At 63.5% G+C, this 24,266-nt stretch carries 22 protein-coding genes; 6 read left to right on the top strand and 16 right to left on the bottom strand.

The window, feature by feature from the left end; translation table 11 throughout:
* From AB5Y50_RS17320 to AB5Y50_RS17305, 4 genes are all read right to left on the bottom strand, one after another.
* On the bottom strand, positions 1-195 hold a 195-nt coding region (locus AB5Y50_RS17320), incomplete at its 3' end, for a transposase domain-containing protein (protein WP_368162519.1).
* 124 nt (positions 196-319) lie between these two features.
* Positions 320-1,690: an L-serine ammonia-lyase gene (locus tag AB5Y50_RS17315; protein WP_039039104.1), complete on the bottom strand. Its 1,371-nt coding sequence runs from the start codon at positions 1,688-1,690 to the stop codon at positions 320-322.
* Positions 1,691-1,974: 284 nt separating this feature from the next.
* Positions 1,975-3,357 carry an L-serine ammonia-lyase gene (locus AB5Y50_RS17310; protein WP_010674652.1) on the bottom strand — a complete coding sequence of 461 codons (1,383 nt, stop codon included), beginning with the start codon at positions 3,355-3,357 and terminating at the stop codon, positions 1,975-1,977.
* A 156-nt stretch (positions 3,358-3,513) separates the two neighbouring features.
* Entirely contained in the window at positions 3,514-3,798 is a 285-nt protein-coding gene (locus tag AB5Y50_RS17305; RefSeq protein ID WP_010674653.1) for a pyrimidine/purine nucleoside phosphorylase, read from the bottom strand.
* A gap of 268 nt (positions 3,799-4,066) precedes the next feature.
* Between AB5Y50_RS17305 and AB5Y50_RS17300 the strand changes: the two genes are divergently transcribed.
* Positions 4,067-5,311 carry a dicarboxylate/amino acid:cation symporter gene (locus AB5Y50_RS17300; protein WP_029314496.1) on the top strand — a complete coding sequence of 415 codons (1,245 nt, stop codon included), beginning with the start codon at positions 4,067-4,069 and terminating at the stop codon, positions 5,309-5,311.
* 107 nt (positions 5,312-5,418) lie between these two features.
* On the opposite strand, the gene AB5Y50_RS17295 is transcribed toward AB5Y50_RS17300, so the two are convergent.
* On the bottom strand, positions 5,419-5,817 hold the full coding sequence (locus AB5Y50_RS17295) for a MerR family DNA-binding transcriptional regulator (RefSeq protein WP_010674655.1): 399 nt from the start codon (positions 5,815-5,817) through the stop codon (positions 5,419-5,421).
* Positions 5,818-5,949: 132 nt separating this feature from the next.
* Between AB5Y50_RS17295 and AB5Y50_RS17290 the strand changes: the two genes are divergently transcribed.
* Positions 5,950-7,116 carry a thiolase family protein gene (locus AB5Y50_RS17290; protein WP_010674656.1) on the top strand — a complete coding sequence of 389 codons (1,167 nt, stop codon included), beginning with the start codon at positions 5,950-5,952 and terminating at the stop codon, positions 7,114-7,116.
* A 61-nt stretch (positions 7,117-7,177) separates the two neighbouring features.
* On the opposite strand, the gene AB5Y50_RS17285 is transcribed toward AB5Y50_RS17290, so the two are convergent.
* The 11 genes from AB5Y50_RS17285 to AB5Y50_RS17235 all read right to left on the bottom strand — a co-directional run bounded on the left by AB5Y50_RS17285 (position 7,178) and on the right by AB5Y50_RS17235 (position 19,471).
* A complete protein-coding gene (locus AB5Y50_RS17285; RefSeq protein ID WP_010674657.1) occupies positions 7,178-8,419 on the bottom strand; it encodes an EAL and HDOD domain-containing protein in 1,242 nt (413 codons plus the stop codon).
* A gap of 116 nt (positions 8,420-8,535) precedes the next feature.
* The gene (locus AB5Y50_RS17280) at positions 8,536-9,792 is read right to left on the bottom strand and encodes an outer membrane protein transport protein (RefSeq protein WP_010674658.1); all 1,257 of its coding nucleotides are present in this window, start codon (positions 9,790-9,792) and stop codon (positions 8,536-8,538) included.
* 251 nt (positions 9,793-10,043) lie between these two features.
* Positions 10,044-11,315, bottom strand: coding sequence for an outer membrane protein transport protein (locus AB5Y50_RS17275; protein WP_010674659.1), 1,272 nt, complete (start codon positions 11,313-11,315; stop codon positions 10,044-10,046).
* A 408-nt stretch (positions 11,316-11,723) separates the two neighbouring features.
* Positions 11,724-12,467, bottom strand: a complete 744-nt coding sequence (locus AB5Y50_RS17270; protein WP_010674660.1) for a DUF3379 domain-containing protein — start codon at positions 12,465-12,467, stop codon at positions 11,724-11,726.
* Positions 12,460-13,050: a sigma-70 family RNA polymerase sigma factor gene (locus AB5Y50_RS17265; RefSeq protein WP_029314498.1), complete on the bottom strand. Its 591-nt coding sequence runs from the start codon at positions 13,048-13,050 to the stop codon at positions 12,460-12,462. The genes AB5Y50_RS17270 and AB5Y50_RS17265 overlap by 8 nt, the downstream gene beginning before the upstream one ends.
* A gap of 30 nt (positions 13,051-13,080) precedes the next feature.
* Complete coding sequence (locus AB5Y50_RS17260) at positions 13,081-14,559, bottom strand: hypothetical protein (RefSeq protein ID WP_319882545.1); 1,479 nt, start codon at positions 14,557-14,559, stop codon at positions 13,081-13,083.
* 62 nt (positions 14,560-14,621) lie between these two features.
* Positions 14,622-16,079, bottom strand: coding sequence for a tetratricopeptide repeat protein (locus AB5Y50_RS17255; protein WP_257710102.1), 1,458 nt, complete (start codon positions 16,077-16,079; stop codon positions 14,622-14,624).
* 21 nt (positions 16,080-16,100) lie between these two features.
* The gene (locus tag AB5Y50_RS17250) at positions 16,101-17,063 is read right to left on the bottom strand and encodes a VWA domain-containing protein (protein WP_128297555.1); all 963 of its coding nucleotides are present in this window, start codon (positions 17,061-17,063) and stop codon (positions 16,101-16,103) included.
* Positions 17,060-17,617 carry a DUF4381 family protein gene (locus AB5Y50_RS17245; protein ID WP_319882523.1) on the bottom strand — a complete coding sequence of 186 codons (558 nt, stop codon included), beginning with the start codon at positions 17,615-17,617 and terminating at the stop codon, positions 17,060-17,062. The genes AB5Y50_RS17250 and AB5Y50_RS17245 overlap by 4 nt, the downstream gene beginning before the upstream one ends.
* Positions 17,602-18,492: a DUF58 domain-containing protein gene (locus tag AB5Y50_RS17240; RefSeq protein ID WP_319882524.1), complete on the bottom strand. Its 891-nt coding sequence runs from the start codon at positions 18,490-18,492 to the stop codon at positions 17,602-17,604. The genes AB5Y50_RS17245 and AB5Y50_RS17240 overlap by 16 nt, the downstream gene beginning before the upstream one ends.
* 28 nt (positions 18,493-18,520) lie before the next feature.
* Positions 18,521-19,471 (bottom strand): AAA family ATPase, encoded by a 951-nt coding sequence (locus tag AB5Y50_RS17235; protein WP_319882525.1) that lies wholly within the window; start codon positions 19,469-19,471, stop codon positions 18,521-18,523.
* 183 nt (positions 19,472-19,654) lie between these two features.
* Here AB5Y50_RS17235 and fadI point away from each other — a divergent pair, with 183 nt between their 5' ends.
* From fadI to AB5Y50_RS17215, 4 genes are all read left to right on the top strand, one after another.
* The gene (gene fadI, locus AB5Y50_RS17230) at positions 19,655-20,965 is read left to right on the top strand and encodes an acetyl-CoA C-acyltransferase FadI (RefSeq protein WP_010674668.1); all 1,311 of its coding nucleotides are present in this window, start codon (positions 19,655-19,657) and stop codon (positions 20,963-20,965) included.
* Positions 20,965-23,112 carry a fatty acid oxidation complex subunit alpha FadJ gene (fadJ, locus tag AB5Y50_RS17225; protein ID WP_103244636.1) on the top strand — a complete coding sequence of 716 codons (2,148 nt, stop codon included), beginning with the start codon at positions 20,965-20,967 and terminating at the stop codon, positions 23,110-23,112. The genes fadI and fadJ overlap by 1 nt, the downstream gene beginning before the upstream one ends.
* Positions 23,113-23,374: 262 nt before the next feature.
* Positions 23,375-23,515 carry a TIGR02808 family protein gene (locus AB5Y50_RS17220; protein WP_010674670.1) on the top strand — a complete coding sequence of 47 codons (141 nt, stop codon included), beginning with the start codon at positions 23,375-23,377 and terminating at the stop codon, positions 23,513-23,515.
* Between the two features lie 188 nt (positions 23,516-23,703).
* A complete protein-coding gene (locus AB5Y50_RS17215) occupies positions 23,704-24,261 on the top strand; it encodes a YaeQ family protein (RefSeq protein WP_010674671.1) in 558 nt (185 codons plus the stop codon).
* The last annotated feature ends 5 nt before the right edge of the window (positions 24,262-24,266 follow it).

The following is a 24,266-nucleotide window of genomic DNA, read 5'->3' as shown; positions in this document are numbered from 1 at the left end:
GACATGACGAAACAAGGACATCCCGATAATGGCCCATAGCACCCGCTCCATGGGCATGCGCCGTCGGCGCAAGGAGACGGAGCCCGTCTCGGCCAAGCAAGCCTGCACCAGTTCAGGTGACAGCAGGTCAGACAGGGACTCAAACTTTCCGGGAGGACAGGCGTGAATGAAGTCGAGAGCTTGGTCGATACGCATAAAAAAATCCGAAACCCAACAAGGAGTTTCGGATTCTTACACAGCCTGAGGATCGGTCAATGGATCCTTAACTGATCGGCATTAGGAATATATCCCGCTTTTTTCATGTCATCGCGACTCGGCGTTAGTCGCAGGCAACCTGCATCACCTTGATGGCCAGGCCACCGCGGGAGGTCTCGCGGTACTTGGAGTCCATGTCCTTGCCGGTGATGTACATGGTCTCGATCACCTTGTCCAGCGACACACGCGGCTTGGAGGTGCGACGCAGGGCCATGCGGGAGGCGTTGACCGCCTTCATGGCGGCAATGGCATTGCGCTCGATGCAGGGCACCTGTACCTGGCCGGCCACCGGGTCGCAGGTCAGACCCAGGTTGTGTTCCATGCCGATCTCGGCGGCTTCACAGACATGCTCGGGGCTGCCGCCCATCAGCTCGGTCAGGCCGGCGGCGGCCATGGAGCAGGAGACGCCCACTTCACCCTGGCAGCCCACTTCGGCGCCGGAGATGGACGCGTTCATCTTGTAGAGCATGCCGACGGCGGCAGCGGCCAGATAGAAGCGGGTGTACTCGTCGCGGCCCACCGGCTGGATGAACTTGTCGTAGTAGGCCAGCACCGCGGGGATGATGCCGGCGGCGCCGTTGGTCGGTGCGGTGACGACGCGGCCACCGGCGGCGTTCTCTTCACTCACTGCCAGGGCGAACATGTTGACCCAGTCCACGATGTTCATGGGATCGTTGGAGAGGTTCTCGTTGGTGGTCAGCTGGCGGTAGAGCGGGGCGGCGCGGCGCGGTACGCGCAGCGGGCCGGAGAGGACGCCCTCGGTGCGGCAGCCGCGCTCGATCCCTTCCCGCATGGTGGTCCAGATCTTGCCGAGCTTCTTGTAGATCTCTTCCGGGGTGTTGAAGCACTTCTCGTTTTCCATCATCAGGGCGGAGATGGAGAGACCACTCTGGCTGCAGTGGGCGATGAGCTCGGCGGCACTCTTGAAGGGATAGCTGACGGACATGTCGCCGCTGTCACCCTTGCCAAAGTTCTCTTCGTCGACGATGAAGCCACCGCCGATGGAGTAGTAGGTCTTGCTGTAGACGGCGTCATCTTCGATGAAGGCGGTCAGCCTCATGCCGTTTTCGTGCAGGGGCAGGGCCTCGTCATGGAAGATCATGGCGCCCTTGGGGAAGCTGACGGTGTGGCAGTGCAGGCCGATGGGCAGACGACCGGTCTGCTCCACGCGGGAGATGAATTCGGGGATGGCGTCGATGTCGACGTTCTCCGGCAGGTTGCCCGCCAGACCCATGATAATGGCGGTATCCGTGTGGTGGCCTTTGCCGGTCCAGGAGAGTGAGCCATAGACATCGACCTGGATCCGGGTGATGTCACGGATCTTGCCGCCAGCACGCAGTTCATCCACGAACTGTTTGGCTGCCTTCATGGGGCCGACAGTGTGGGAAGAGGAGGGGCCAACACCGATTTTGAAGATATCAAAAACGCTGATCATGTAACAATTACCTCAGGGTAGAAGGGGGCGCCATGCCCACTCGCAGAAAAGGGATCCATGGGACGGGTCTGTCGTCACAAAGGCCAGGGAACCGGATAACCACAGTGTAACGGTTCAATGCCTAAAAAAAGTTGAAACAGATCTATTTTTGTTGAATTCGTGGCGCGAGTATAAAATTTATTTTGATGGTTATCCATTTTGTTAAGCGCCAGACAAACGTTTTGCAAAAAAATACCCGGCGATGCCGGGTATTCGAGTGCCATATGCGGCTTTATCACAGCGGCTTAACACTCGGTGATGTTGACGGCAAGGCCGCCTCGTGCGGTCTCCTTGTACTTGGTCTTCATGTCGTTGCCGGTTTCCCACATGGTTCTGATCACCTTGTCCAGCGACACCTTGTGCTCGCCGGTGCCGCGCAGGGCGAGGCGGGCGGCATTGATCGCCTTGACTGCGCCCATGGCGTTGCGCTCGATGCAGGGCACCTGCACCAGGCCACCGACGGGATCACAGGTCAGCCCGAGATTGTGCTCCATGCCGATCTCGGCGGCGTTCTCGACGATGGCGGGGCTGGCGCCCAGCAGCTCGGCCAGGGCACCAGCGGCCATGGAGCAGGCCACGCCGACCTCGCCCTGACAGCCGACCTCGGCCCCCGAGAGGGAGGCATTCTTCTTGTAGAGGATGCCGATGGCGGCGGCGGTGAGGAAGTACTGCATCAGCAGCTCGTCATCCACCTTGCGCACGAAGCGATCGTAATAGTGCAACACGGCGGGGATGATGCCGGCGGCGCCGTTGGTCGGCGCCGTCACCACGCGGCCTCCGGCGGCGTTCTCCTCGTTGACGGCCAGCGCAAAGAGGTCCACCCACTCCATCACCATCAGCGGATCCTTGTTGAAATTGGTCTCGCCACAGAGCTGGCGATAGAGGGCGGGAGCCCGGCGCTTGACCTTGAGACCGCCTGGCAGCACCCCCTCGCTCTTGCAGCCACGCTCCACACACCCCTGCATCGCCTGCCAGATCTTGCGAAGCCCGGCCTTGATCTCCGCTTCCGAGCGAAACACCTTCTCGTTGGCCAGCATCAGCCCCGAGATGGAGAGGCCGCTCTCCTGGCACTGGGCCAGCAGTTCGGCGCCGCTCTCGAAGGGATAGGGGATGGGGTGGGCGGCATCGAAGCGGGCCGCCTCTTCCCGGGCGTTGGCGAAGTGACTCTCCTCGATGATGAAACCGCCCCCGATGGAGTAGTAGGTCTGCTCGAACACAAGGGTGTCACCCTCATAGGCGCGCAATGTCATGCCGTTGGAGTGGGCGGGAAGGGTCTTGCGCCGGTTGAAGAGGATGGCGCCGATGCGGGGAAATTCGCTGGGTTGCTCACCGCCCAGGCAGAGGGTCTGGGTCTGCTCTACCTGGGCGAGGAAGGCGGGAATGGCCTCGATGTCCACGGATTCGGGTTCAAATCCGGCCAGTCCCAGGATGATGGCCTTGCCGGTGCCGTGCCCCTTGCCGGTCTGGCCCAGTGAGCCGTAGCACTCGACGACGACGCGTCCGGTACGGGAGAGGAGTGCGTTCGCTTTGAGGGTCTGGATGAAGGCGCAGGCGGCCCGCATCGGTCCCACGGTATGGGAGGAGGAGGGGCCTATCCCGATGGAAAACATGTCGAAGACACTGATCATGACGTACTCCAATTATGGATTTCGTCTAAACATTGTAAATTTTTTGTAGTCGTTGAAAAGGGGGGAGATAGCGGGGTGTGATGGCGGTAGGGAAATGGGCGCGGGAGAGACGCGCCATGGGGGAGCCGCTCGGCATCCCATGGCGCCCGTGATACATCAGTCGAGGAACTCGCACAGATAGGCGGAGGCGATCTTCACTTCCAGCTTGAAGGAGGAGTGACCGGCCACGTCGAAGGATTCCCCCTGCTGGTAGGTGTGCCACTCATCTTCGTCGGCCAGCTGGATGGTGAGGGCGCCCTTGATCACCGTCATGCGCTCCGGGGCGGCGGTATTGAACAGGTACTCGCCCGCTTCCATCACACCAACGGTAGCTTTCTCGCCTTTTTGCTCGAAACCGATGGATTTAACATTTCCGTCAAAATACTCGTTAACTTTCAGCATCTTTTCTTCCCTGTATGCACGTTTGCAGAGCCAACGTAGCACACTGTTTTGGATGTTGTCATGGTAAAAGGAGCAAAAACAGCCGTGTCTCTTTTGAGGTTTTACTTTCTCATAAAGTTATCAATGCATTTCGTTAACGGATTCTAATGTAAAACGGGGCGCAAATATGAGATAAAGCGCACCGCCAGAGCAATGGAGAGGATTTGACGCTCTGGGTGGTCATTTACGCTGTAAAAGTGTGAGTAATTGCTAAATAAAGGAACATTCTGTGTTAACAAAAGGATTAATCAAAAGCATCGGCTTCCAGGTAGTGGTGGCCATGGTGCTGGGCGCGCTGGTCGGGGCGCTCATGGGAGAGCAAGCCACGGTGTTTGCGCCGCTCGGCACCCTGTTTATCCAGCTGATCAAGATGCTGGTGATCCCGCTGGTAGCGGTGGCCATCCTGTCCGGGGCCGCCAACCTGGGGGCCAGTCCCGCTGCTGGCAAGATTGGCGTCACCACGCTCGCCTTCTTCCTCGTCACCTCCGCACTGGCGGTGTTCCTGGCGTTGGTGATGGGTCAGGTGTTCAAACCCGGTGTGGGTGTTGACTTTGGCGCCACCGCGGCCATGTTCTCCGGCGACTACGCCGACAAGGGGGCACTGCCCGATGCAGTGGCCACCCTGCTTGGCATGATCCCGACCAACGTGTTCAGCGCCTTGAACGAGGCCAACATCCTGCAGATCCTGGTGTTCTGCATGTTCCTCGGCATCGCCCTGGCCAAGCAGCCCCGCGAGCGCGCCAAGCCGCTGGTGGACGGGCTCAACACCTTGGTGGACGCCTTCGTCTGGATGATCAACAAGGTGATGCTGATCGCCCCCATCGGCGTCTTCGGCCTGATGGCCGACGCCATCGGCACCTACGGCTTCGACGTGCTGACCCTAGTGCTCAAGCTGTTCGTCGTCTATATCGCCGCCATCCTCATCTTCGGCTTCGTGGTCTATCCGCTGCTGATCGCGTTCTTCTCCAACACGCCGGTACGCAAGTACTTCTCCGCGATGAAGAAACCGCAGATCGTGGCCTTCTCCACCGCCTCTTCCATGGCGACCCTGCCGGTCAACATGGAGACCTGCGAGCGCGATCTGAAGGTGACCAACGCCACCGCGTCCTTCGTGCTGCCGCTGGGCGCCACCATCAACATGAGCGGCAACGCCATCTATTACGGCCTGGTCGCCATCTTCTTCGCCCAGGTCTATAACATCGATCTTTCCATGGGGGCCTGGGCGGCGATCATCGTCACCTCCACCCTGGGTGCCATCGGTCAGGCCGGTGTGCCGGGCCCGAGCTTCCTGGTGGTTGCCGTGCTGCTGGCGGCCGGGATTCCCATCGAGGGTCTGCCGCTGCTGTTCGCGCTGGATCGTCTGTTCGACATGATCCGGACCGCGCTGAACATCACCGGCGATGCGGCCTGTGCCATCATCGTCGATCGCTACAGCCCGGATTACGATCCGAACCGCTGGAGCAAGGAGGCCTGATATCGGTCGTCCACGATGCATGACAAGAGGGAGGCTTCAAGCCTCCCTCTTTCATTTGTGTCTATTTGCTGGCGGTGTTCCCCGCTCGCCTCGCCCGTCTGCGTGCCTCAGGGGGAGAGGTGTGCCAGGGCCTGGCGGCAGCGCTGTTCGGCCGCCTCCAGCTCCAGCAGGACCATCTGGATATCTTCCAGCTGCTGCTGCAGGGTCTCCCGCTTGTCGGCCACCAGCCCCAGCATGGTCTGCAACTGGGAGCGGCTGCTCTTGTCCGCATCGTAGAGGTCGAACAGCTCCCGGATCTCTGCGAGGCTGAAGCCCAGACGCTTGCCACGCAGGGTCAGCTTGAGCCGCACCCTGTCCTGACGGCTGTAGATCCTGTGCTGTCCCTGGCGGGTCGGGTTGAGCAGGCCCTGATCCTCGTAGAAGCGGATGCTGCGGGTGGTCACATCGAACTCGCGAGCCAGTTCGCTGATGCTGAAGGTGCGGGTGTCGTCCCTGGATTTGGTCATGGGGCTGTCTTGGCTGCCATCTGGTTGTCAATGCAGGCTGGCACCTTACCCAAACGTCAACTTCCTCGCAAGTCTTGTTCCCGTCGCGGTCGCGGCATATGTTATCCCGATGTAACAAGGAGAGTGCTATCGATGGATATCGTGATTGTGGCGGCCAAACGTACCCCCATGGGGGCCTTCCAGGGGGCCCTGAGCGCGCTCGGTGCCCCCGAGCTTGGCGCCTGCGCCATCCGCGCCGCGCTGGCGCAGGCCGGGATGACGGGGGGGCAGGTCAATGAGGTCTATATGGGCAACGTGCTGAGCGCAGGGGTCGGCCAGGCGCCAGCCCGTCAGGCGGCGCTCAAGGGTGGGCTGCCGGACAGCGTGCCCTGTACCACCATCAACAAGGTGTGCGGCTCCGGCATGAAGGCGGTGATGCTGGCGGCGGACAGCCTGCGCCTGGGGGAGGCCGAGGTCGTGGTGGCGGGGGGCATGGAGAGCATGAGCCGCGCCCCCTATCTGCTGGACAAGGCGCGCAGCGGTTTTCGCATGGGGCACCAGAGCGTGCTCGATCACATGTTCCTGGACGGCTTGCAGGATGCCTACGAAGGCCATCTGATGGGTCATTACGCCCAGTTGAGTGCTGATCGCAGCGGACTGACCCGGGCCGACATGGATGCCTTTGCCATCGCCTCCCTGGAGCGGGCGTTGACGGCGCAGCGCAGCGGTGCATTTGCCGCGGAACTGGCTCCCGTCATGACCGCTGACCACACCCTGCTGCTGGCCGAGGATGAGCAACCGGGCAAGGCCAGGCCCGACAAGATCCGCGGCCTCAAGCCGGCCTTCAGCAAGCACGGCACCATCACGGCGGCCAATGCCAGTTCCATCTCGGACGGGGCGGCAGCCCTGGTAGTGATGCGGGGCGAGAGCGCTGCCCGGCTCGGATTGCCGGTGCTGGCCAGGGTAGTGGGTTACCAGAGTCACGCCGCCTTGCCGGCGGAGTTTACCAGTGCCCCCGTCGGCGCCATCGACAAGTTGCTGGCACGGGTGGGCTGGTCGGTGGAGGAGGTGGACCTGTTCGAGGTGAACGAGGCATTCGCCATGGTGAGCATGCTGGCGATGGCCGGGTGCGGCATCCCCCATCACAAGTTGAACGTGAACGGCGGGGCCTGTGCGCTGGGGCACCCTCTTGGCGCCAGTGGCGCCCGCATCCTGGTGACCCTGATCCATGCCCTGCGTGCCCGCGGGCTCAGACGAGGGGTGGCGAGCCTGTGCATCGGGGGAGGGGAGGCAACGGCCATCGCCATCGAGGCAGGCTGAATGCGTGGGTGAGATTGCTGCGGGTTGATGAAATGACAACGTCCCTTCAAGAGGGACGTTGTCATTTCTGGCGGGAGTGGACCGGTTGCGCTTCCATGGCCTGAAGCTGCTGGTTGACCCAGGCGGTGGCGCTCAGATAGAGGTGGCTGACTTTCTCTTCGTTGAGGCCGAGCCGGACTGTGTTGGCGGCGACCCGCTGCCAGTCGGCTTTCTCGAAATCTTCACAGAACGCGAGGTAGAACCCGAGCTTGCCCTTGCGGGTGAGCAGGGCGGCACGAATGTCATCGGTCAGGGGAATGGAGCCGAGCAGCTGATCCAGCGGTTCTCCCATGAGCACGTCCAGCAGGGAGAAGAGGCCGGTGACAAAGGCTTGCTGTGCCTGCTCTGCGGGCGCATGGGTCTGGGCCAGCAGTTCGCAGAACCGGGCTCTGATGAGGGACATCTGGTGGAGTTCGGCGCTCTTTTCACTTCCCGCACTGGTGGCGGCGATCAGGGCGACGAAGCGCTTGAGCTGGGCGTGCCCCAGGGAGCTTGCGGCCTGGCGAAACGAGGCGATGGGTTGTGGGAAGCGCTTGAGGTGGTTGATGTAGCGCAGCAGCTTGAGAGAGAGGGTGAGATCCTGATTGAGCAGTTGCTCAATCTTGTCCAGATCCGGTTCGGTCTGATTGACCACCTCGAGCAGCTGCATCACCACTAGTTGGGCCGGCGGTATGGTGGGCTGTTGCACCATCTGGGGGCGGCTGAAGAAAAATCCCTGGAACAGGGTGACGCCGAGCTGCTTCATCCGCTCGAACTCGGCCTGATCCTCGACTTTCTCGGCCAGATAGGTGAGGGGCAGGTGGCGATGATTCGCCATGAAGTGCTCGATGCAGGGTTGCGGCGTGCTGCGCAGGTCGAACTTGATGATATGGATGTAGGGGAGGAACCTGTCCCAGTCTGAGACCATGGTGAAGTCATCCAGCGCCAACCGATAGCCCAGCCCATAGAGCTGGATCACTTTCTCCAGCAGCGCATCGTCGGGCTCGGCATCCTCCAGGATCTCGATCACCACCTTGTCACGGGGGAGGCACTCGGCCAATCCGTCCAGCAACAGGGAGTGGGGGAAATTGATGTAGCAGGGGTGATCTCCGATGAGCTGATCGATGTTCTGCTGCAAGAACTGCTCGGCAACCAGCCTGGAAGTGGCCTGCTGTGCGGAGACGGAGGGAAATACATTGTCCAGGCTGTCGCGAAACAGCAGCTCATAGGCTTGGGTGTTCAACTCCCGATCCAGAATGGGCTGCCTTGCTACATAGGAATACATGCATCTCTCCACCATGGTTACAGGCTTGATTCTATGGTGAAGCGGATCACTATGCCAGTGCCGACCGGTCGGGAAGGTCAACAACTGGCATACTATTTGTCAGGAAACCCGGGGTGTCAGAACAGGTAGTTGAGCTGCAGGCCGGCGAGCCAGGCATCCCCTTCCGAGGTGCCATTGAAAGTGGAGGTGGTCTGGGGGATGCCGGGCCTGAGCTGCATGGTTTCGCTCACGTCCACCTTCTTGCCGTCGATCAGGGTCAGCCCCAGATCCAGCGAGAGGTGACGGTCAATCTGGTAGCCCACGCCAGCGCTGTACCAGACCCGATCCGAGTCGGGGATGGAGATGGTGCGGCGATCCGCCGGGACCGGGCTGCGGTCGTAGGCGATACCGGAGCGCAGTTGCCACTGGGGGGCCAGCTGGTAGGTCATCCCCAGGGCATAGCGCCAACTGTCTTCCCAGTGCTCCTCCTTGATGTGCATGGTGCCGTGGTGGTCGAGCTCGGATTCGAGCTGCACGAACTTGCTCCAGTTGGTCCAGTTGATGCTCGAATGCAGCGCCAGGGCCGGGGTGAGCTGATGGAACAGAGCCAGCTCGGCGGTGGCGGGCAGGGGCAGATCCAGGCTGCCGGTATCGGTGAAGGGCTGGCCCCTTTGATCGATGCCGATGGCGTCACCGGAGAGGGTCAGGGTCACGTCGTGGCGATAGGAGAGACCGACGCGGGTTGCCTGCGACAACTCAAGCAGGGTGCCCAGGTTCCAGCCCATGGCCCAGCCATCCCCTTTCAGGTGCTTGGCTATCTGGTTGTTGGAGGGGAAAGTGCCGCCCACTTCCCCTTCCCCCTGAATGGCGGAGAGACCGGCCCCGACGGACCAGATGCGGTTGATGCGATAGGCCAGGGAGGCCCCCAGATCCACTGTCTTGATGTCGGAGACGTTGCCGAAGTGACCGGCGTTGTAGTTGTCCGGCATCTTGACCCCGAGTCCGTAATAGGAGGTGGCGGCAAGTCCGAGGCGCCATTGCTCGCTGAGGGGCACGATGAGATAGGCGTTGGGCACCCAGGCGTCACCCGCAATGTCGTGGGCTCCGGCATCCAGACTGACCGGCCCCAGGGTGGTAGGCACCCGGGTGGTGCCCTCGATGTTGACGTCGGGGTGCACGTGGATGACGCCGCCGGAGAAGGCCAGGGTATCGAACCGGGTCATGGCGGCGGCGTTGCGGGAGAGCACGCTGGCATTGTCGGCGATGGCGGCTTCACCCGCGAAGGCACGCCCCATGCCGGTGGCGGATTGCTCCGCGAGCTGGAAGCCGGCAGCCTGTACCTGGCTCGACAGCAGCAAGAGGGCTATGAGGGAGGGGTTGAACGTCGGATGCATGGTCTTTCCTCGGGATGAACTGGGTGTTCATTCTGTTATTCGGTTGGGGCCGGGATTTTATATGGTATGACCAGCAAGGCAACGGGGAGAGGGGAACGTGCGGCAAAACGGGATTAAATGCTGAAAGAAATACCCATAACAGTTTGATAAAAAAAGAAAAGAGTACAGTTGTTTACTACAGCTGTGCGCTCAATTGGCGAAATTGGATAAAAAAAGAGCGCCCTGGGACGCTCTCGATGATGACATGAAAATCAGAATTTCATGTTGAACTGGGCGGAAGCCAGCAGGGCGTTGCCGTGGGAGGTGCCCTTCCAGCGCAGCGCATCGCTGTGGTTGCGCAGGCCTTCGTTCACGTCCACTTCCTTACCGTCCAGATAGGCCATGCCGAAGTCGAGGCTCATGTCCGGATTGATGTGGTAGGTGGCACCGGCGCTGTACCAGATACGGTCGGAGTCAGGAATGCTCAGGCTGCGGTATTCCGGCTCGATGGGGCTGTTGTCGTAGGCGAAGCCGATACGGGCTTCCCAGGACGGGTTGACGTACCAGGTACCGCCCAGGGCGTAACGGGCTGAGTCCTTGAACTTCTCGTCTTTTTGCAGGCACACGCCGCCGGCGCAGTTGCTGCTGGTGGCCTTGAGCTCCTGGAAGGCGCTCCAGTCGGTCCAGTTCACGGAGTAGTGGACAGCGAATTGCTGGTTCAGGCGGTGGTAGCCTGCGAACTCGGCCTGGGCCGGCAGATCCAGCTTCAGGTTGCCATCGACGACGCGGTTGCCGGAGGTGGCACCCTGGAAGTCGCCGTCAAAGCTCAAGTCCACCTGGGAGCGGTAGGTCAGGGCGAGACGGTTGTTGTCGTTGATCTCGTACAGGGTGCCGACGTTCCAGCCAAAGCCCCAGGTGTCGCCCTTCAGGTGAGCCAGACGGGTATCGGAGTTGGCGCCCGGAATGGCGGCGGAAAGCGCACCGGCATAACGGTTCAGCTCGGCGGCGGCGTAGACGGCATTGATGCCGGCACCGACGCTGAAGCTGGAGTTGATGCGATAGGCGATGTTGGGGTTGATGTTGAAGGTCAGCAGCTCGGTGTCACCGGCGCCGGCACCGGCCGCGAAGGTCTTGGAATATTCGGTGGAAAGGCCGTAGTTGGAGAAGAGGCCGATCCCCCAGGCCCACTGATCATTCAGGGGCTGGATGAAGTAGGTGGCCGGCACGAAGGCATCGGGGGCGATGTCGCTTTCGCTGGACGGAGCCAGCTTGGTGGGGCCGGCATAGATGTCGCCAGCCACATCCACGTCGGGCTTGATATAGGTGCCGGATACAGACAGTGCCATCTTGTCGAAGGTGGTCATGGCCGCCGGGTTGCGGGACAGCACGGCCGCGTTGTCGGCGATGGCTGCTTCACCTGCGAAGGCGCGACCCAGACCGGAGGCCGAGTGCTCGTTCAGCTGGAACGCGGCGGCGAAGGTCTGGGTGCTGGCCAGGGTCACGGCCGCAGCGATCAGGCTTTTCTTGAAAAAGGCAGTTGTCATAGTGTTCTCTCTTTGTAAGCAGATTTTCTGTCGACATCGCGGCTCTTTGGCGGCTATTGACGACATGATCTGTTGTTATGTCAGCTTCTTCCCATTCATTGCTGGCGTGATTCTATGGATCTGGTAGGAGGTAAGAAATCAGACCAGTGACAGCAGAATACATAAAAGTTTCTATTGTGTTAATCATTTGTTTTAACTTGCCGTTTTATTAGGCTGATTTATCTATTATTGGATAAATAAAGCACAAATGGTGCCGTTTGCGTCATTTAAAATAAATGGTAGAAATGTGACTTCGCGCGGGCAATGGGCGGGAACATGCGGGGATGTGGGGATGAACAGGCAGACAATGAGGATGTCTGCCTGTGATGTGGCTGAGGCGGAGGACGAGTCAGCCTGGGTCAAGGTCTGTTAAATGGACCAGTGCAGGCGTGACTCAAGCTGGCGGGCAACCGGGGCGAGGGGCTCCTGCATGTCTCCGATGAGCACCATGTTGGCCCCCTTGAGCGGCAGAATCTCCCCCTTGAGGGTCCCGTCTGCAAAATCGGACTGGATCGTCAGTGGCAGGTGCTTGGGGACGAGGAACAGGGTGACCGGTCCCATCTTGCCCTGCAGCACCATGTGCAGGGCCGGTCCCTGGTAGAAGGCGCAGTGGTTGACATAGGTTACCTTCATGCCCGGCATCTCGCTCAGGGTGGCGCCATATTTCTCCATTTTCGCGTTGATGGTGTGCAGGCTGACCCGCTCATCCACCGCATGAATGAAGGGCTCTTCCCCATAAACGTGGGACATGGCGACCTGAGCCAGCGACAGGGTGTCCGGTGCCACAGGCCAGCTGATCCAGCGGGTGCTCATGCCGAGCAGGAAGGCGACCGAGGCCGCGATGGCCAGAGCGCGCCATGGCGTGCGTGCAGGAGTGACGGGCAGCGGGACCACCTGCTCCTCTTCGGCTGCCATCGCCTGCCTGAGCAGGATCCGCTCCGCAAGACCGGCTGGTACGTCCACTTCCAGAGTGCTGCGCACCTGGCGCTCGAGCTGCTGCATCTCGTCCAGATGCTTGCGATTGGCCGGTGACGCCTCGGCGGCTTTCAAGAAGGCGGGATCCCTGTCCGAGGGGTGAGTGATGGCCCGGCGGCGAAATTCAAGCTCATCCATTGGTGTGTCCTCTCTGTTGTTTCGCAGACTCCATGGCCTCTTTTATCTGGTTGCGGGCGCGAAACAGCCTTGTCATGACGGTGTTCTTGTTCAGGCCGAGTTGCTCGGCGATCTCCTCCCCGCTGAATCCCCCCAGAACCTGCAGCAGCAGCGGCTCCTGATACTCGGCAGGCAGGCGCGCGATGTGACGCCTGAGCCATTCGTGCTCCATCTCCTGCTCGCTTGGCAGGACACCCTGATCCCGTAGGGGGTGCTCGTCGAGGTCGACGAGATCGAACTGCTTTCGCTCAAAGCGGCGGGCATTCTCCCGCCGCAATATGGTGATGAGCCACGCCTTGGCAGCCTTGTCGTCCAGCAGGGTATCTATCGCCTTCCAGGCGCGCAGGAAAGTCTCCTGCACCAGATCCTCGGCGATTTGCGGATCCCGGCACAGCCAGTAGGCGTAGCGGTAGATGTCCCCGTGCAGGGCGTGCACCAGGGCTTCGTACTTGGTTTGTTTGTCAGCCATCTCCCCATAGACCGGAGAAGTGCAGGGATCCTTTCCCGTGTCGGCCCTTTTTCTTCTGAAAAAACCTAACGCCATAAAGGGGTGTCCTGTTTCATGAGGGGCGCATCATGCACGCATCCACGCCAGTATTCGAAGACCATAGGCTATCGCAAAGCTCTCCCAGGTGCACAACTCCCTGGCGAGCGCCTGTCTGGGCAGGTGTTCGCCAGGGACTCGCTTGGGGGAAAAACAGGCCCGATCCAGGTCGTCCAGCAGCGCCCCCATGGCGGGGTCGCGGTGACAGGGCAGCCTGGCCAGATGAAGACAGGGGGGGGCCCAGCGCAGGACGGCCCAGGTCAGCAGGGTTTCCCTGGCCTCGTCAGGAGAGCCCGTGGCGAGGGCCCGTTGCAGGCGATAGAAGGCGCGCCAGCGCGGCCAGCGGCGCATGAATGCCCGCAGCAGGATGGCCAGGAGCACCCAATAGAGATACTGGACCCCTGGTGCGGGGGAGGCGGGAGTGGCGCTCTCCCTTGCCGTGAACACCAGAGAATGTGCGGGCAGGCGCGCCTCCTCGATGCGGCCGCTCTGGGTGTTGAACCAGCGCAGGGTCTGGGGGGGCAGCACATAGCGCCCCGCCTCGTCGGCGGTCAGGGCCTGGCGCCACTGGCGCTCGAAGCGAAGCGCCCCCTCGGCCACGAATCGCTCCTGTTGCTGCTCGCCGTCCGGCTTCATGGAGAGGCCGGCGGGCAGGGGCGGGGCCGGCAAGGGGGGCTGGCGGTTGCCATCCCCCCCTTCCATTACCAGGGTGAGGGTGCGGATCACCGGCTCACCCACCCTGGCCTGGGCCGGGCTGAACTGCTGGCGCAGCACCAGGCTGCTCGCCACCGGCTCCAGGGGGGCCTTGTCCACCTTGATGAAGAGGGTCGCCGCCCTGACGGACAGCAGATCCCCCGCGTTGCCCGGCGCGGTCGCACCGGCCGCGTCCTGGGGCGGCAACCGCCCCTGAAAGCGGGGGGATTCGACGGGATGGAGTCCGGGCCCTTTGGCCTGCAGCAGCCATTTTCGCGTGAGACGCCCGGGCAGGCCGGGGCTGGCGGGAGAGTCCCAGCGATCCTCGCCGAGGCGGCGAATGGTAAAGGCCGGGGTGATGGGCTCGCCGAGGTTGGGGGCCTCCAGGTTGGCTGGCAGCCAGAGGGTCAGCTCATAGATGAAGGGCTGGCCGGGGTAGAGATTCCCCTCATGGAGCACCCGGGCCTGCAGCTCGACCGGAGAGAATACCGGGTCTTGTGTCGGCATCAGGGTGTCGTCCAGGGAACGTGTCGGTACCGCCAGGGAGGGGGTGAGATCGGCGCCAAGGGGCAGGGAGGGCACCTGGCGCGGGCTGGTATCGAGCAGGTGCAGGGGGATCTGCCAGCGGGTCAGGCTGCGGCTCTGGGCACTGACCCGCTGGATGCTGACCCGCCCGACCGCAAACTGGCGCAGCAGCGGTTGCAGGTTGAGATCCTCATCGCGGTGCAGCCCGTCGGCCTCGATGACGAGCAGCCAGTCACGCTCGCTCGCCCCCGGCAACAGCTCGGCCTCGACAGGGGCGGCCTGCACCCGCATGGCGCACAGGGCGAGCAGCAGCCAGCAGCCGATCCGGGGGGAGAGCAAGCGCAGCACGAGGATCACCAGGGCTCCTCCACCTTGATCAGGGGGCGGCGCAGGGCCTCCTTGCGAAGGCGCTGCTCCAGCAGCAGCACGGGGGGCGCCGGGGGGCGGGGAGCCTCTGAGGCGCGGGCGGGGTCGGGAGTGTCGGCCTGCGCCGGGGCATTTGCCGAGGGCGTTGTCTGCGGCGGGTTGGCCCGCAGCAGGGCCAGGTTGTGCAAGGCATCCCTGTGCCCAGGTTCAAGGCGAAGGGCGCTCAGATAGGCCTGCTCCGCGGCGGCAAGATCCCCGAGCCAGACCAGGGCATTGCCCCTGTTGTAGTGGGCGGTGGCGCTGTTTGCCCTGCCATAGGCGGCGACGGCCCTGGCGTAATCCCCGGATCTATACCAGGCGTTGCCTTGCCAGACCGGATCCTGGAAGGTGTTGGCCGCTTCCCGATAGTGTCCCTGGCGATAAGCCTGCCAGCCTTCTTCATCTTGTCGGGAGGCCGCCTGCAGGGAAGGGGGCGCGAAGCCAATGACGAGGATCACCAGCAGCCAGTGGGCGCCGATCCGCGCCAGCAGCGCCAGGGGGAGCAAGGGGATGAGCAGCCAGGGGCCGAGATCCCGGGATTGCCCCTGCGTCAGGGCCTGGCCCATGGGCAGGGGGGCAAAGCGGGGCAGGCCGGAATCAAGCCAGGCCAGCCTGCCTCCGGTACTGGCGGCAAGGGCGGTCATGGCCTCCTCGTCGGGCGCCGGCAAGGTGTGGCCGATCGGGCTGCCGAGCTGCCAGCGCTCGGCGGCCACGCCGGGCAGCCGAGTCTCCTTGCCCCCGCTGGCCAGCAGGATGTCGAGCCGCGGGGCCGAGCCTGCCTTGCAGAACAGGTCGTTGAGGCAGGGCCAGAGGGCGGCGATGCGATCGCGCGCTGTCCCGGAGAGGCCGTCGGTCACGAGCAGCAGACGGGCGGACTGGCCCGGCGGGATCAGGGTGAGGGCCAGGGCCACGGCGCGCTCGGGGGCGCTGCCCTGGACAGGCATGATGGCCGGGCGCAGGTCCGGCAGCAGCAGGGCGATGGCCTGATGATCCCGGGTGGGAGGCATGGCGAGGTAGGCATCCCCGGCAAACAGGATGAGGGCGATGGGATGGGCCGCGTCCTGCCGCGCTATGTCGGCCAGCATCTCCTGCAATCCCAGCCTCACCCGGGTTGCCCGGTCCGGCGCCAGATCCTGTGCCAGCATGGAGTCGGAGAGATCCAGCAGCCAGATATCGAGGGCCGGGCTCGGCATGGGGAGACTCTGCTGGCGCAGGGCGGGGCCCGAGAGCGCCAGGATCACCGGCAGACAGGCAAGCCAGCGCCAGGGGATGGCCCGATGGCGGCTCGGCAGCAGATAGGCCTGCATGGCCGGGGAGAGCAAGCCGGGATCGCGGCGGCGCCACCCCTGCCACAGCCAGGGGAGCAGGGCCAGCAACCAGAGGGGGCGCAGCAAGGTCAGCTCCATGGTGCCACCATCATGGCCTGCCTACTCATGGGATGGCCTGTGTGACAGGGAGATGCGCCAGCGGGCTGGCCAGCAGAGCAGCAGCCAGGCCAGGGCCAGTGGCCAGGGGTAGAGCTCCTGGTGGGGCCGGGAGAGGGTCTGGGGCCGGGCGAGGGGCTCCAGGGTGTCGATGGCCTGGTTGATGGCGGCGAGATCGCCCCGGTTGCGGGCGCGAAAATAGCGGCCTCCTCCCAGCGTCGCCAGCTGCTGCAACAGGACTTCATCCAGTTCGGCACTGGGATCGGCGTCCCCTGCGGGCGCGGCGAAGGTGTCGGGGTCGGCGCCCACCCCCAGGGTATAGAGACGGATGCCGGCTTTGGCGGCGAGCCGGGCCTCGGTCAGGGGATCCGCATTGCCCGAGGTATTGCGCCCGTCCGTCACCAGCAGCAGGGCGGTGGGGCGGGTGGGGTCGGCGTGCTGGCGTGCCAGCAGGATGGCTTCCCCCAGGGCAGTGGTGCGCCCCACCAGATCGAAGTCGAGCTCCCTGGCCAGGGTGAGCAGAGCCCCGGTCTCCTGGGTGAGGGGGGAGAGCAGATAGGCGTGATCGGCAAAGACGACAAGGGCGATGCGATCCCCCGGGCGGGAGGCGACAAGGTTGCTTATCTGCTGGCGCACCGCGGCAAGCCTGTCCGTTTGCTCTCCGTCATCCAGCATGTCCTGGGTGCGCATGCTGTCGGAGAGATCCACCGCGAGGATGAGGTCCCGGCTGCTCTGGTAGTGAATGATCGGGGGCTCCTGCCACTGGGGGCGGCACAGAGCCAGTACCAGGGCGCACCAGCAGATCATCATGCGCCACAAGGGCTGCCCCGCCTGGGGCTGGAGCAGGGGAAAACCTCCGTGAACGAGCCGGTTTCCTCCCTTGCGCCCCTTCATGGGAGGCAGGCCGAAGCGCACCAGCAGCGGCAAGGCGAGGGCGAGGGAAAACCAGGGCCAGGCGAGGATCATCGCGTACCCTCCGGGGGAGGTGCCCCTCGCTTGCTTGCCGGGAATCGCGGCGCACTGACGCAGCGTCGCCCCCAGGCGAGATAGGCGAGGCGCAATCTTTTGCGCTGCGCCTCATCGGGCACTCTGCCCCCATAGAGCCAGAGCGGCCACTGGGCGGCAAACCGGGAAAAATCACTCCCCCCCTTGCTGTCCAGCCAGGCGAGCCAGTCCTCCCCTTGCAGGGGGGCCGCCTCGGGCCAGCGGGCCATGGCCGCTTCTCGCAGGGCATCCTGCAGCCTGGGGACGAGATCGTCGGCCTGCCAGTTTAGCCGGTGCGCCCAGCGGCGCTGGCGCCACAGGGTGAGGGCCGTCATGGCGATCAGGCAAGCGGCGATCGCCGCGATCAGCAGCCCACCGAGGGCCATCAGGCGAGGATCCTGTGCAGGCTCGAGAGCGGGGCCTTGGTGGATGTCACGCAGCTCGGCACGGATGGCTTGCAAGGACTCGCTGGACGAGGGCTGGCGATATGCATCCGGTGCGGGCACGCCCTGCTCCCCCCTCAAAACAGACGGCATCCGCCCTCCTGCCACTGGCGTTGCAGGGTGGCGCCGTTGTCGAGGCGATAGAGGCGCGTCACCAGGGGCAGCAACTGCTGGCGACAGGCCTCGGCCTGTTCGTCGGCCGCCCTCTGATAGCGGGCGCGAAAGCGGGGATCTTCTCCCGCGAGCCAACCGCTGTGTCTGCCTGCCTGCACTGCCAGCTGCCCCTGCTCGGGCAGGGCGGCTTCCAGGGGATCGCGGATTTGCCAGTAGTGGATATCGTGGCGCGGGCGAAGGCGTTGCAACTGCTGGCAGAGGGCCTTGTCCGGTGCCTGGTGATGGCTTATCAGGGTCAATCTGGCCCCGTGGGGCAGGGTGAGTCGTGCCAGGGTCTGGGCCAGCGTCCAGGGCGGGGGGGCGCGATCCAGCCCTGCCTCGTAATGGCGACAGAGCGCTTCCAGCAGAGGCATGAGAGAGCCGCGCTGGTGCTCTGTGTGGGGGGCTGCGCCCTGGCAGATCAAGGTATTGGCCTGTTTCTCCCCCTGCCAGAGCAGGGCGGCGGCCAGCTCGCAGCCAAGGCGGGCCTTGAGCTGGGCGCGGGAGCCAAAGTACATGGCGGGTGAGAGATCCAGCAGCAACCAGTGGGCCTGATCCTGTTCTTCCCCGTAGAGGCGGGTGTGGGGGCGACCGAGGCGGGCGGTGACCCTCCAGTCGATGTGACGCACCTCGTCACCGGCCTGATAGAGGCGAAGCTCCCTGAAATGGAGCCCGGGCTGGCGCCCGATACGCCCCTGGGCCGCCTGATGAATGCGAGCACGCTCGCCCTGGCGCGTCCAGAGGCGCACCGCCAGCAGCCGCTCGAGGGTGAGGGCGATGTCGGGGTGATCCCGGGGCTCGGCGACGGGGGTCATGGCGACAGGGCTGCCTGCGGGGGCCGGCTCAGGGGCATGGAATGGCATCCAGCAGCAGGGTGATGAGCGCCTCGCTATCGAGGTTGTCCGCCAGCGCCTGATAACTCGGGATGAGGCGGTGGCGCAGCACGGCAGGCGCCAGCTGCTGGATGTCTTCGGGCAGCACGAAGTCGCGCCCGGCGAGCCAGGCCCGGGCCCGTGCGGCTCTTGCGAGGCCGATGCTGGCTCTGGGACTGGCCCCCACCGCGACCAGGGGGTCTAGCTCGGGGCACAGGCCGCTGCCGGGGCGGGTGGCGCACACCAGTTGCACCAGATAGTGCTCGAGGCGTCCCTGCATCTGTACCCCTTGAACGGCGGTGCGGGCTTTCATCAGGTCGGACTGGCTCAGGGTGATTGGCGGCGTCGGCAGGGCGTCGCCGCGGGCGTTGAGTTGAAGGATGGCCAGCTCCATGGCGGGGCTGGGGTAATCCACCAGCAGCTTGAGCAAGAAGCGATCGAGCTGGGCCTCTGGCAGGGGATAGGTCCCTTCCTGTTCTATCGGGTTTTGCGTGGCGGCCACCATAAAGAGGGGCGGTAGGCGCCAGCTCTTCTTGCCCACGGTGATCTGGTGCTCGGCCATGGCCTCCAAGAGGGCGGATTGCACCTTGGCCGGCGCCCGGTTGATCTCGTCCGCCAGCACCAGGTGATTGAACAGGGGGCCGGGTTGAAACACGAAGCTCGCATCCTGGGGATGAAAAACCTCGCTGCCGGTGAGATCGGCAGGGAGCAGATCCGGGGTGAACTGGATACGGGCAAAGCGCCCCTCCACGGCACCGGCCAGCGCCTTGACCGCCCGGGTCTTGGCAAGACCGGGGGCCCCCTCGATCAGCACATGTCCTTCACATAACAGGGCGATCAGCAGCCCCTCGATGAGGGGGCCCTGTCCCAGGATCTGGCTGCCCAGATAGTCTCCAAGTGCTCTGAACTCGGCCGCTACCATGCGATAAACCCGTTGTTTTTATGGAAGTTGATCTTTTTATACCCCAGTTGGCTCACAAGGGCGAGGGAGGGTGGCAAGATGGGGACAATTTAGTTTCAATCAGCTGTATGAAAGTTGTGAGCGGATTGTTAAGATGTGGCGCAATGAGGTCAGACCTCTGCCTTTTTAACCCAAGGAGCCAGGATGAAACAGCCATTGAAACTGACGACTCGCCAGGGCGAACGGATAGCCGTCGTGGCGGGTCTGCGCACCCCCTTTGCCAAGCAGGCCACCGCTTTTCACGGCGTGCCTGCAGTGGATCTGGGCAAACTGGTGGTGAGCGAGATGCTCGCCCGCACCGATCTCGACCCCAAGCTCATCGACCAGCTGGTGTTCGGCCAGGTGGTGCAGATGCCGGAAGCGCCCAACATCGCCCGGGAGATCGTGCTCGGCACTGGCATGAGCGTCAGCACCGATGCCTATAGCGTGTCGCGCGCCTGCGCCACCAGTTTCCAGGCGGTGGCCAATGTCACCGAATCCATCATGGCCGGCACGGTGGACATCGCCATCGCCGGCGGTGCCGACTCCTCTTCCGTGCTGCCCATCGGAGTCAGCAAGTCTCTGGCCCGCGCCCTGGTGGATCTCAACAAGGCGCGCAACCTCCAGCAGCGTTTCAATATTCTGCGCCGTCTGCGTCTGAAGGACCTGCTGCCGGTGCCCCCGGCCGTGGCCGAGTATTCCACCGGTCTCTCCATGGGGCAGACCGCCGAGCAGATGGCCAAGACCCACCAGATCAGCCGCGAGGCGCAAGATGCGCTGGCCCACCGCTCCCACACCCTGGCGGCCGAAGCCTGGGCGCAGGGCAAATTGAGTGGCGAGGTGTTCACTGCCCATGTGCCCCCCTACAAGTCGCCGCTGGAGCGGGACAACAACATCCGCGAAAGCTCGGATCTGGCGAGTTACGCCAAGCTCAAACCGGTCTTTGACCGGGCCCACGGTTCGGTGACCGCCGCCAACGCCACTCCGCTTACCGACGGCGCCGCCGCCGTGCTGATGATGCGCGAAGGGCGGGCCCGCGAGCTGGGTCTGGAGCCGTTGGGTTACATCCGCAGCTTCGCGTTTTCCGCCATCGATGTCTGGCAGGACATGCTGATGGGCCCCTCCTATGCCACGCCGCTGGCGCTGGACCGTGCCGGGATCACCCTTGGGGATCTCACCCTCATCGACATGCACGAAGCCTTTGCCGCCCAGACGCTCGCCAACCTCAAGATGTTTGCAAGCGCCGAATTTGCCCGTGACAAGCTGGGCCGGGATCAGGCCATCGGCGAGGTGGACATGGAGAAGTTCAACGTGCTCGGCGGCTCTTTGGCCTTTGGTCACCCCTTTGCCGCCACCGGGGCGCGCATGATCACCCAGACCCTGCATGAACTGCGGCGCCGGGGTGGGGGATTGGGGCTCAACACCGCCTGTGCGGCGGGTGGGCTGGGTGTGGCCATGGTGCTGGAGGTGGAATGATGAGTGCCAAGACTTTTTCTCTGGATATTCGCAAAGACGGCATCGGCATCCTCACCATGGATGTGCCCGGTGAGAGCATGAACACCCTGAAGGCCTCCTTTGCGGACGAGATCCGCACTCTGCTGGCCGAAGTAAAGGGGAACGGGGATCTGATCGGCCTGGTGATCGTCTCCGGCAAGAAGGACTCCTTCGTCGCCGGGGCCGACATCGCCATGCTGGCGGCCTGCACCAGCGCCCAGGATGCCGAAGCGCTGTCCCGGGCCGGACAGGAGGTGTTCGCCGAGATCGAAGCCCTGGGGATCCCGGTGATCGCCGCCATTCACGGCCCCTGCCTTGGCGGCGGGCTGGAGCTGGCGCTCGCCTGTCATGGCCGGGTGGTGACCGATCACGGTAAAACCGTGCTGGGCCTGCCGGAAGTGCAGCTCGGCCTGCTGCCGGGCTCCGGCGGTACCCAGCGCCTGCCGCGCCTCATCGGGGTGGCCAAGGCACTGGATCTGATGCTGACCGGCAAGCAGGTGCGGGCCAAACAGGCCAGGAAGCTCGGGCTGGTGGATGACATGGTGCCCCCGTCCATTTTGCTGGAAGCTGCCATCAAGCTTGCCAAGAAGGGCAAGCCGCGCCACCACCTGAAACGGGATCTGCAGGGCAAGGTGCTGGAGACCAACAAATTTGGTCGCAAGGTGCTGTTCGATCAGGCCCGCAAGGGGGTCAAGGCCAAGACCCGGGGCAACTACCCGGCGCCGGAGCGCATCATCGAGGTGGTGCGCATCGGCGTGGAGGAGGGGATGCAGGCCGGCCTGCTGGCCGAAGCCCGCCACTTCGGCGAGCTGGTGATGACGCCGGAATCTGCCGCCCTGCGCTCCCTCTTCTTCGCCACCACGGAGATGAAGAAAGAGGTGAGCTATCAGGGGGCCGAGCCGCGCAAGGTGGGTCATGCCGCCGTGCTGGGGGGCGGCCTGATGGGGGGGGGTATTGCCTTCGTCACCGCCACCAAGGCGGGGGTACCGGTGCGGATCAAGGATGTGGCGAGCGCCGGCATCGGCAATGCCATGCGTTACAGCTACGACCTCCTCGCCAGGAAACTCAAGCGTCGCCAACTGCTGCGCAGCGAGCTGGAGAAACAGATGAGCCTGCTCACCGGCACCCTGGACTATTCCGGTTTCCACCGGGTGGACATGGTGGTGGAAGCGGTGTTCGAGGACATCAACCTCAAGCACCAGATGGTGCAGGACGTGGAGCGCGAGTGCGGGGAGCACACCGTGTTTGCTTCCAACACCTCCTCCCTGCCCATCCACCAGATCGCCTCGGCGGCGACGCATCCGGAGCGGGTGGTGGGGCTGCACTACTTCAGCCCGGTGGACAAGATGCCGCTGGCCGAGATCATTCCCCACGCCGGCACCAGTGCCGAGACGGTGGCCACCACCCTGGCCTTCGCCCGGGCCCAGGGCAAGACCCCCATCGTGGTGAAGGACGAGGCGGGCTTCTACGTCAACCGCATCCTGGCGCCCTACATGAACGAGGCGGCGCGCCTGGTGCTGGAAGGGGAGCCGGTGGAGGTACTGGACGGCGCTCTGCTCGACTTCGGTTTCCCGGTCGGCCCCATCACCCTGCTGGACGAGGTGGGGATCGACGTGGGAGCCAAGATCTCCCCCATCCTCGAAAAAGAGCTGGGTGGCGAGCAGTTCCAGGCGCCCAAGGCCTTTGACAAGCTGCTGGAGGACGATCGCAAGGGGCGCAAGAACGGCAAGGGCTTCTATCTCTATGGCAAGGCGGCCCCGCGCAACAAGCTCACCGGCAAGGAGGGCAAGAAGACGGTGGACGCGAGCGTCTACGACGTGCTGGGCGTCAAGCCCCAGGCCAAGCTTGCCAGGCAGGAGATCGCCGAGCGCTGCGTGCTGCTGATGCTCAACGAAGCAGCCATGGCCCTGGATGGCGGCGTGGTGGCCTCGGCCCGGGACGGCGACATCGGCGCCATCTTCGGCATCGGCTTCCCTCCCTTCCTGGGCGGTCCGTTCCGCTACATGGACAGCCTCGGCATCGACTATCTGGTGGGGCGTCTTGAGCACCATCAGAAGCGCTTTGGCGACCGCTTCGCCCCCTGTGCGCGACTGAAAGCGATGGCGGCGGAGCAGCAGACCTTCTACTGATGGCTCTCGACGGCATGCATCGAGCGAGGCGACCCCAAGGTCGCCTCGCTTTTTGTTGGGCGTACCTTTCCGGTTTGGGGCGGGGGAGCGAAGAAAAACGGGGCGGAGAGGGGTAAAACCTTGATCTGGCGCAAACAGGTGCCCCATTTATTACTTTGGTGGCATAGGACTCAGGCGCGGGTTGAGGTCAAATAGTCTTATCAGGAACGGGGGCGACCCCGTCACGAAAGGGACACCCATTTCACTGGATGAAGGACACACTATGAGTCTGCTTGAACACACCATCTGGACTGTATTGGGGTATGGGGCCATGCCCTTTATCTTCCTGAGCGGGTTCGTGGCAGTGGCAGTGACCTGCTGCCTGCTGCTCAATGCCTTCGGGGTCAAGTCCGCCGAGAAGTGAGTCACTCTCGTTCATGCCGCCAAATGCCAGTCTCACGACTGGCATTTGTTTTTTGTGTCTTCTGAAGCACTTGCCCGCCCCTGATGGGGTAAAGGGAGCGCAAGACGGTCGAACCCGGCGGCCATTTTGATTACACTGACGCCCGGCATGTCCGCCCCCTTCTCTTTTATCAGGTATTCACGACTTCTATGGCGCTCAAGGCAACCATCTTCAAGGCCCAGATCAGCTTGTCTGACATGGATCGCAATCTCTATCAGGACTTCTCCCTCACCCTGGCCCGTCACCCCTCCGAGACCGACGAGCGCATGATGATCCGCCTAGCGGCCTTCGCCTGGCATGCCGCCGAGCGGCTGGAGTTCACCAAGGGGCTCTCTGCCGACGACGAGCCCGAGCTCTGGTGCAAGAACTATTCCGATGAGATTGAACTCTGGATTGAGCTGGGTCAGCCGGACGAGCGCCGCCTCAAGAAGGCATGCAACCGCTCTCGCCAGGTGGTGCTCTACCTCTATGGCGGTCGTGGCACCAGCGTCTGGTGGAAGCAGAACCAGGGCAAGCTCGGTCTGCACGACAACCTGAGCGTCATCGAACTCTCCGACAGCCAGACCCTGCCCCTGGCGGCCATGGTGGAGCGCACCATGCAGCTCACCTGCACCATCTCCGACGGCCAGCTCTGGGTCAGCAACGGCAGCCAGGAGGTGACGCTGGACCCCGTGGTGCTGATGGGACGCCCGGCCCGCGAACTGTAAACGGG

The sequence above is a fragment of the Aeromonas sp. s6 genome (assembly GCF_040907815.1).
GTDB lineage: Bacteria > Pseudomonadota > Gammaproteobacteria > Enterobacterales > Aeromonadaceae > Aeromonas > Aeromonas caviae.
This window is presented reverse-complemented; position numbering and strand designations above follow the sequence as displayed.

Coding starts and splice junctions, on each gene's coding strand:
- AB5Y50_RS17290 (WP_010674656.1), top strand. CDS start 5,950: ATGGATATCGTGATTGTGGCGGCCAAACGTACCCCCATGGGGGCCTTC.
- AB5Y50_RS17285 (WP_010674657.1), bottom strand. CDS start 8,419: ATGTATTCCTATGTAGCAAGGCAGCCCATTCTGGATCGGGAGTTGAAC.
- AB5Y50_RS17235 (WP_319882525.1), bottom strand. CDS start 19,471: ATGGTAGCGGCCGAGTTCAGAGCACTTGGAGACTATCTGGGCAGCCAG.
- AB5Y50_RS17305 (WP_010674653.1), bottom strand. CDS start 3,798: ATGCTGAAAGTTAACGAGTATTTTGACGGAAATGTTAAATCCATCGGT.
- AB5Y50_RS17245 (WP_319882523.1), bottom strand. CDS start 17,617: ATGCCGTCTGTTTTGAGGGGGGAGCAGGGCGTGCCCGCACCGGATGCA.
- AB5Y50_RS17255 (WP_257710102.1), bottom strand. CDS start 16,079: ATGGAGCTGACCTTGCTGCGCCCCCTCTGGTTGCTGGCCCTGCTCCCC.
- fadJ (WP_103244636.1), top strand. CDS start 20,965: ATGAGTGCCAAGACTTTTTCTCTGGATATTCGCAAAGACGGCATCGGC.
- AB5Y50_RS17280 (WP_010674658.1), bottom strand. CDS start 9,792: ATGCATCCGACGTTCAACCCCTCCCTCATAGCCCTCTTGCTGCTGTCG.
- AB5Y50_RS17310 (WP_010674652.1), bottom strand. CDS start 3,357: ATGATCAGTGTCTTCGACATGTTTTCCATCGGGATAGGCCCCTCCTCC.
- AB5Y50_RS17215 (WP_010674671.1), top strand. CDS start 23,704: ATGGCGCTCAAGGCAACCATCTTCAAGGCCCAGATCAGCTTGTCTGAC.
- fadI (WP_010674668.1), top strand. CDS start 19,655: ATGAAACAGCCATTGAAACTGACGACTCGCCAGGGCGAACGGATAGCC.
- AB5Y50_RS17275 (WP_010674659.1), bottom strand. CDS start 11,315: ATGACAACTGCCTTTTTCAAGAAAAGCCTGATCGCTGCGGCCGTGACC.
- AB5Y50_RS17250 (WP_128297555.1), bottom strand. CDS start 17,063: ATGATCCTCGCCTGGCCCTGGTTTTCCCTCGCCCTCGCCTTGCCGCTG.
- AB5Y50_RS17270 (WP_010674660.1), bottom strand. CDS start 12,467: ATGGATGAGCTTGAATTTCGCCGCCGGGCCATCACTCACCCCTCGGAC.
- AB5Y50_RS17220 (WP_010674670.1), top strand. CDS start 23,375: ATGAGTCTGCTTGAACACACCATCTGGACTGTATTGGGGTATGGGGCC.
- AB5Y50_RS17265 (WP_029314498.1), bottom strand. CDS start 13,050: ATGGCGTTAGGTTTTTTCAGAAGAAAAAGGGCCGACACGGGAAAGGAT.
- AB5Y50_RS17260 (WP_319882545.1), bottom strand. CDS start 14,559: ATGCGGGTGCAGGCCGCCCCTGTCGAGGCCGAGCTGTTGCCGGGGGCG.
- AB5Y50_RS17295 (WP_010674655.1), bottom strand. CDS start 5,817: ATGACCAAATCCAGGGACGACACCCGCACCTTCAGCATCAGCGAACTG.
- AB5Y50_RS17315 (WP_039039104.1), bottom strand. CDS start 1,690: ATGATCAGCGTTTTTGATATCTTCAAAATCGGTGTTGGCCCCTCCTCT.
- AB5Y50_RS17240 (WP_319882524.1), bottom strand. CDS start 18,492: ATGACCCCCGTCGCCGAGCCCCGGGATCACCCCGACATCGCCCTCACC.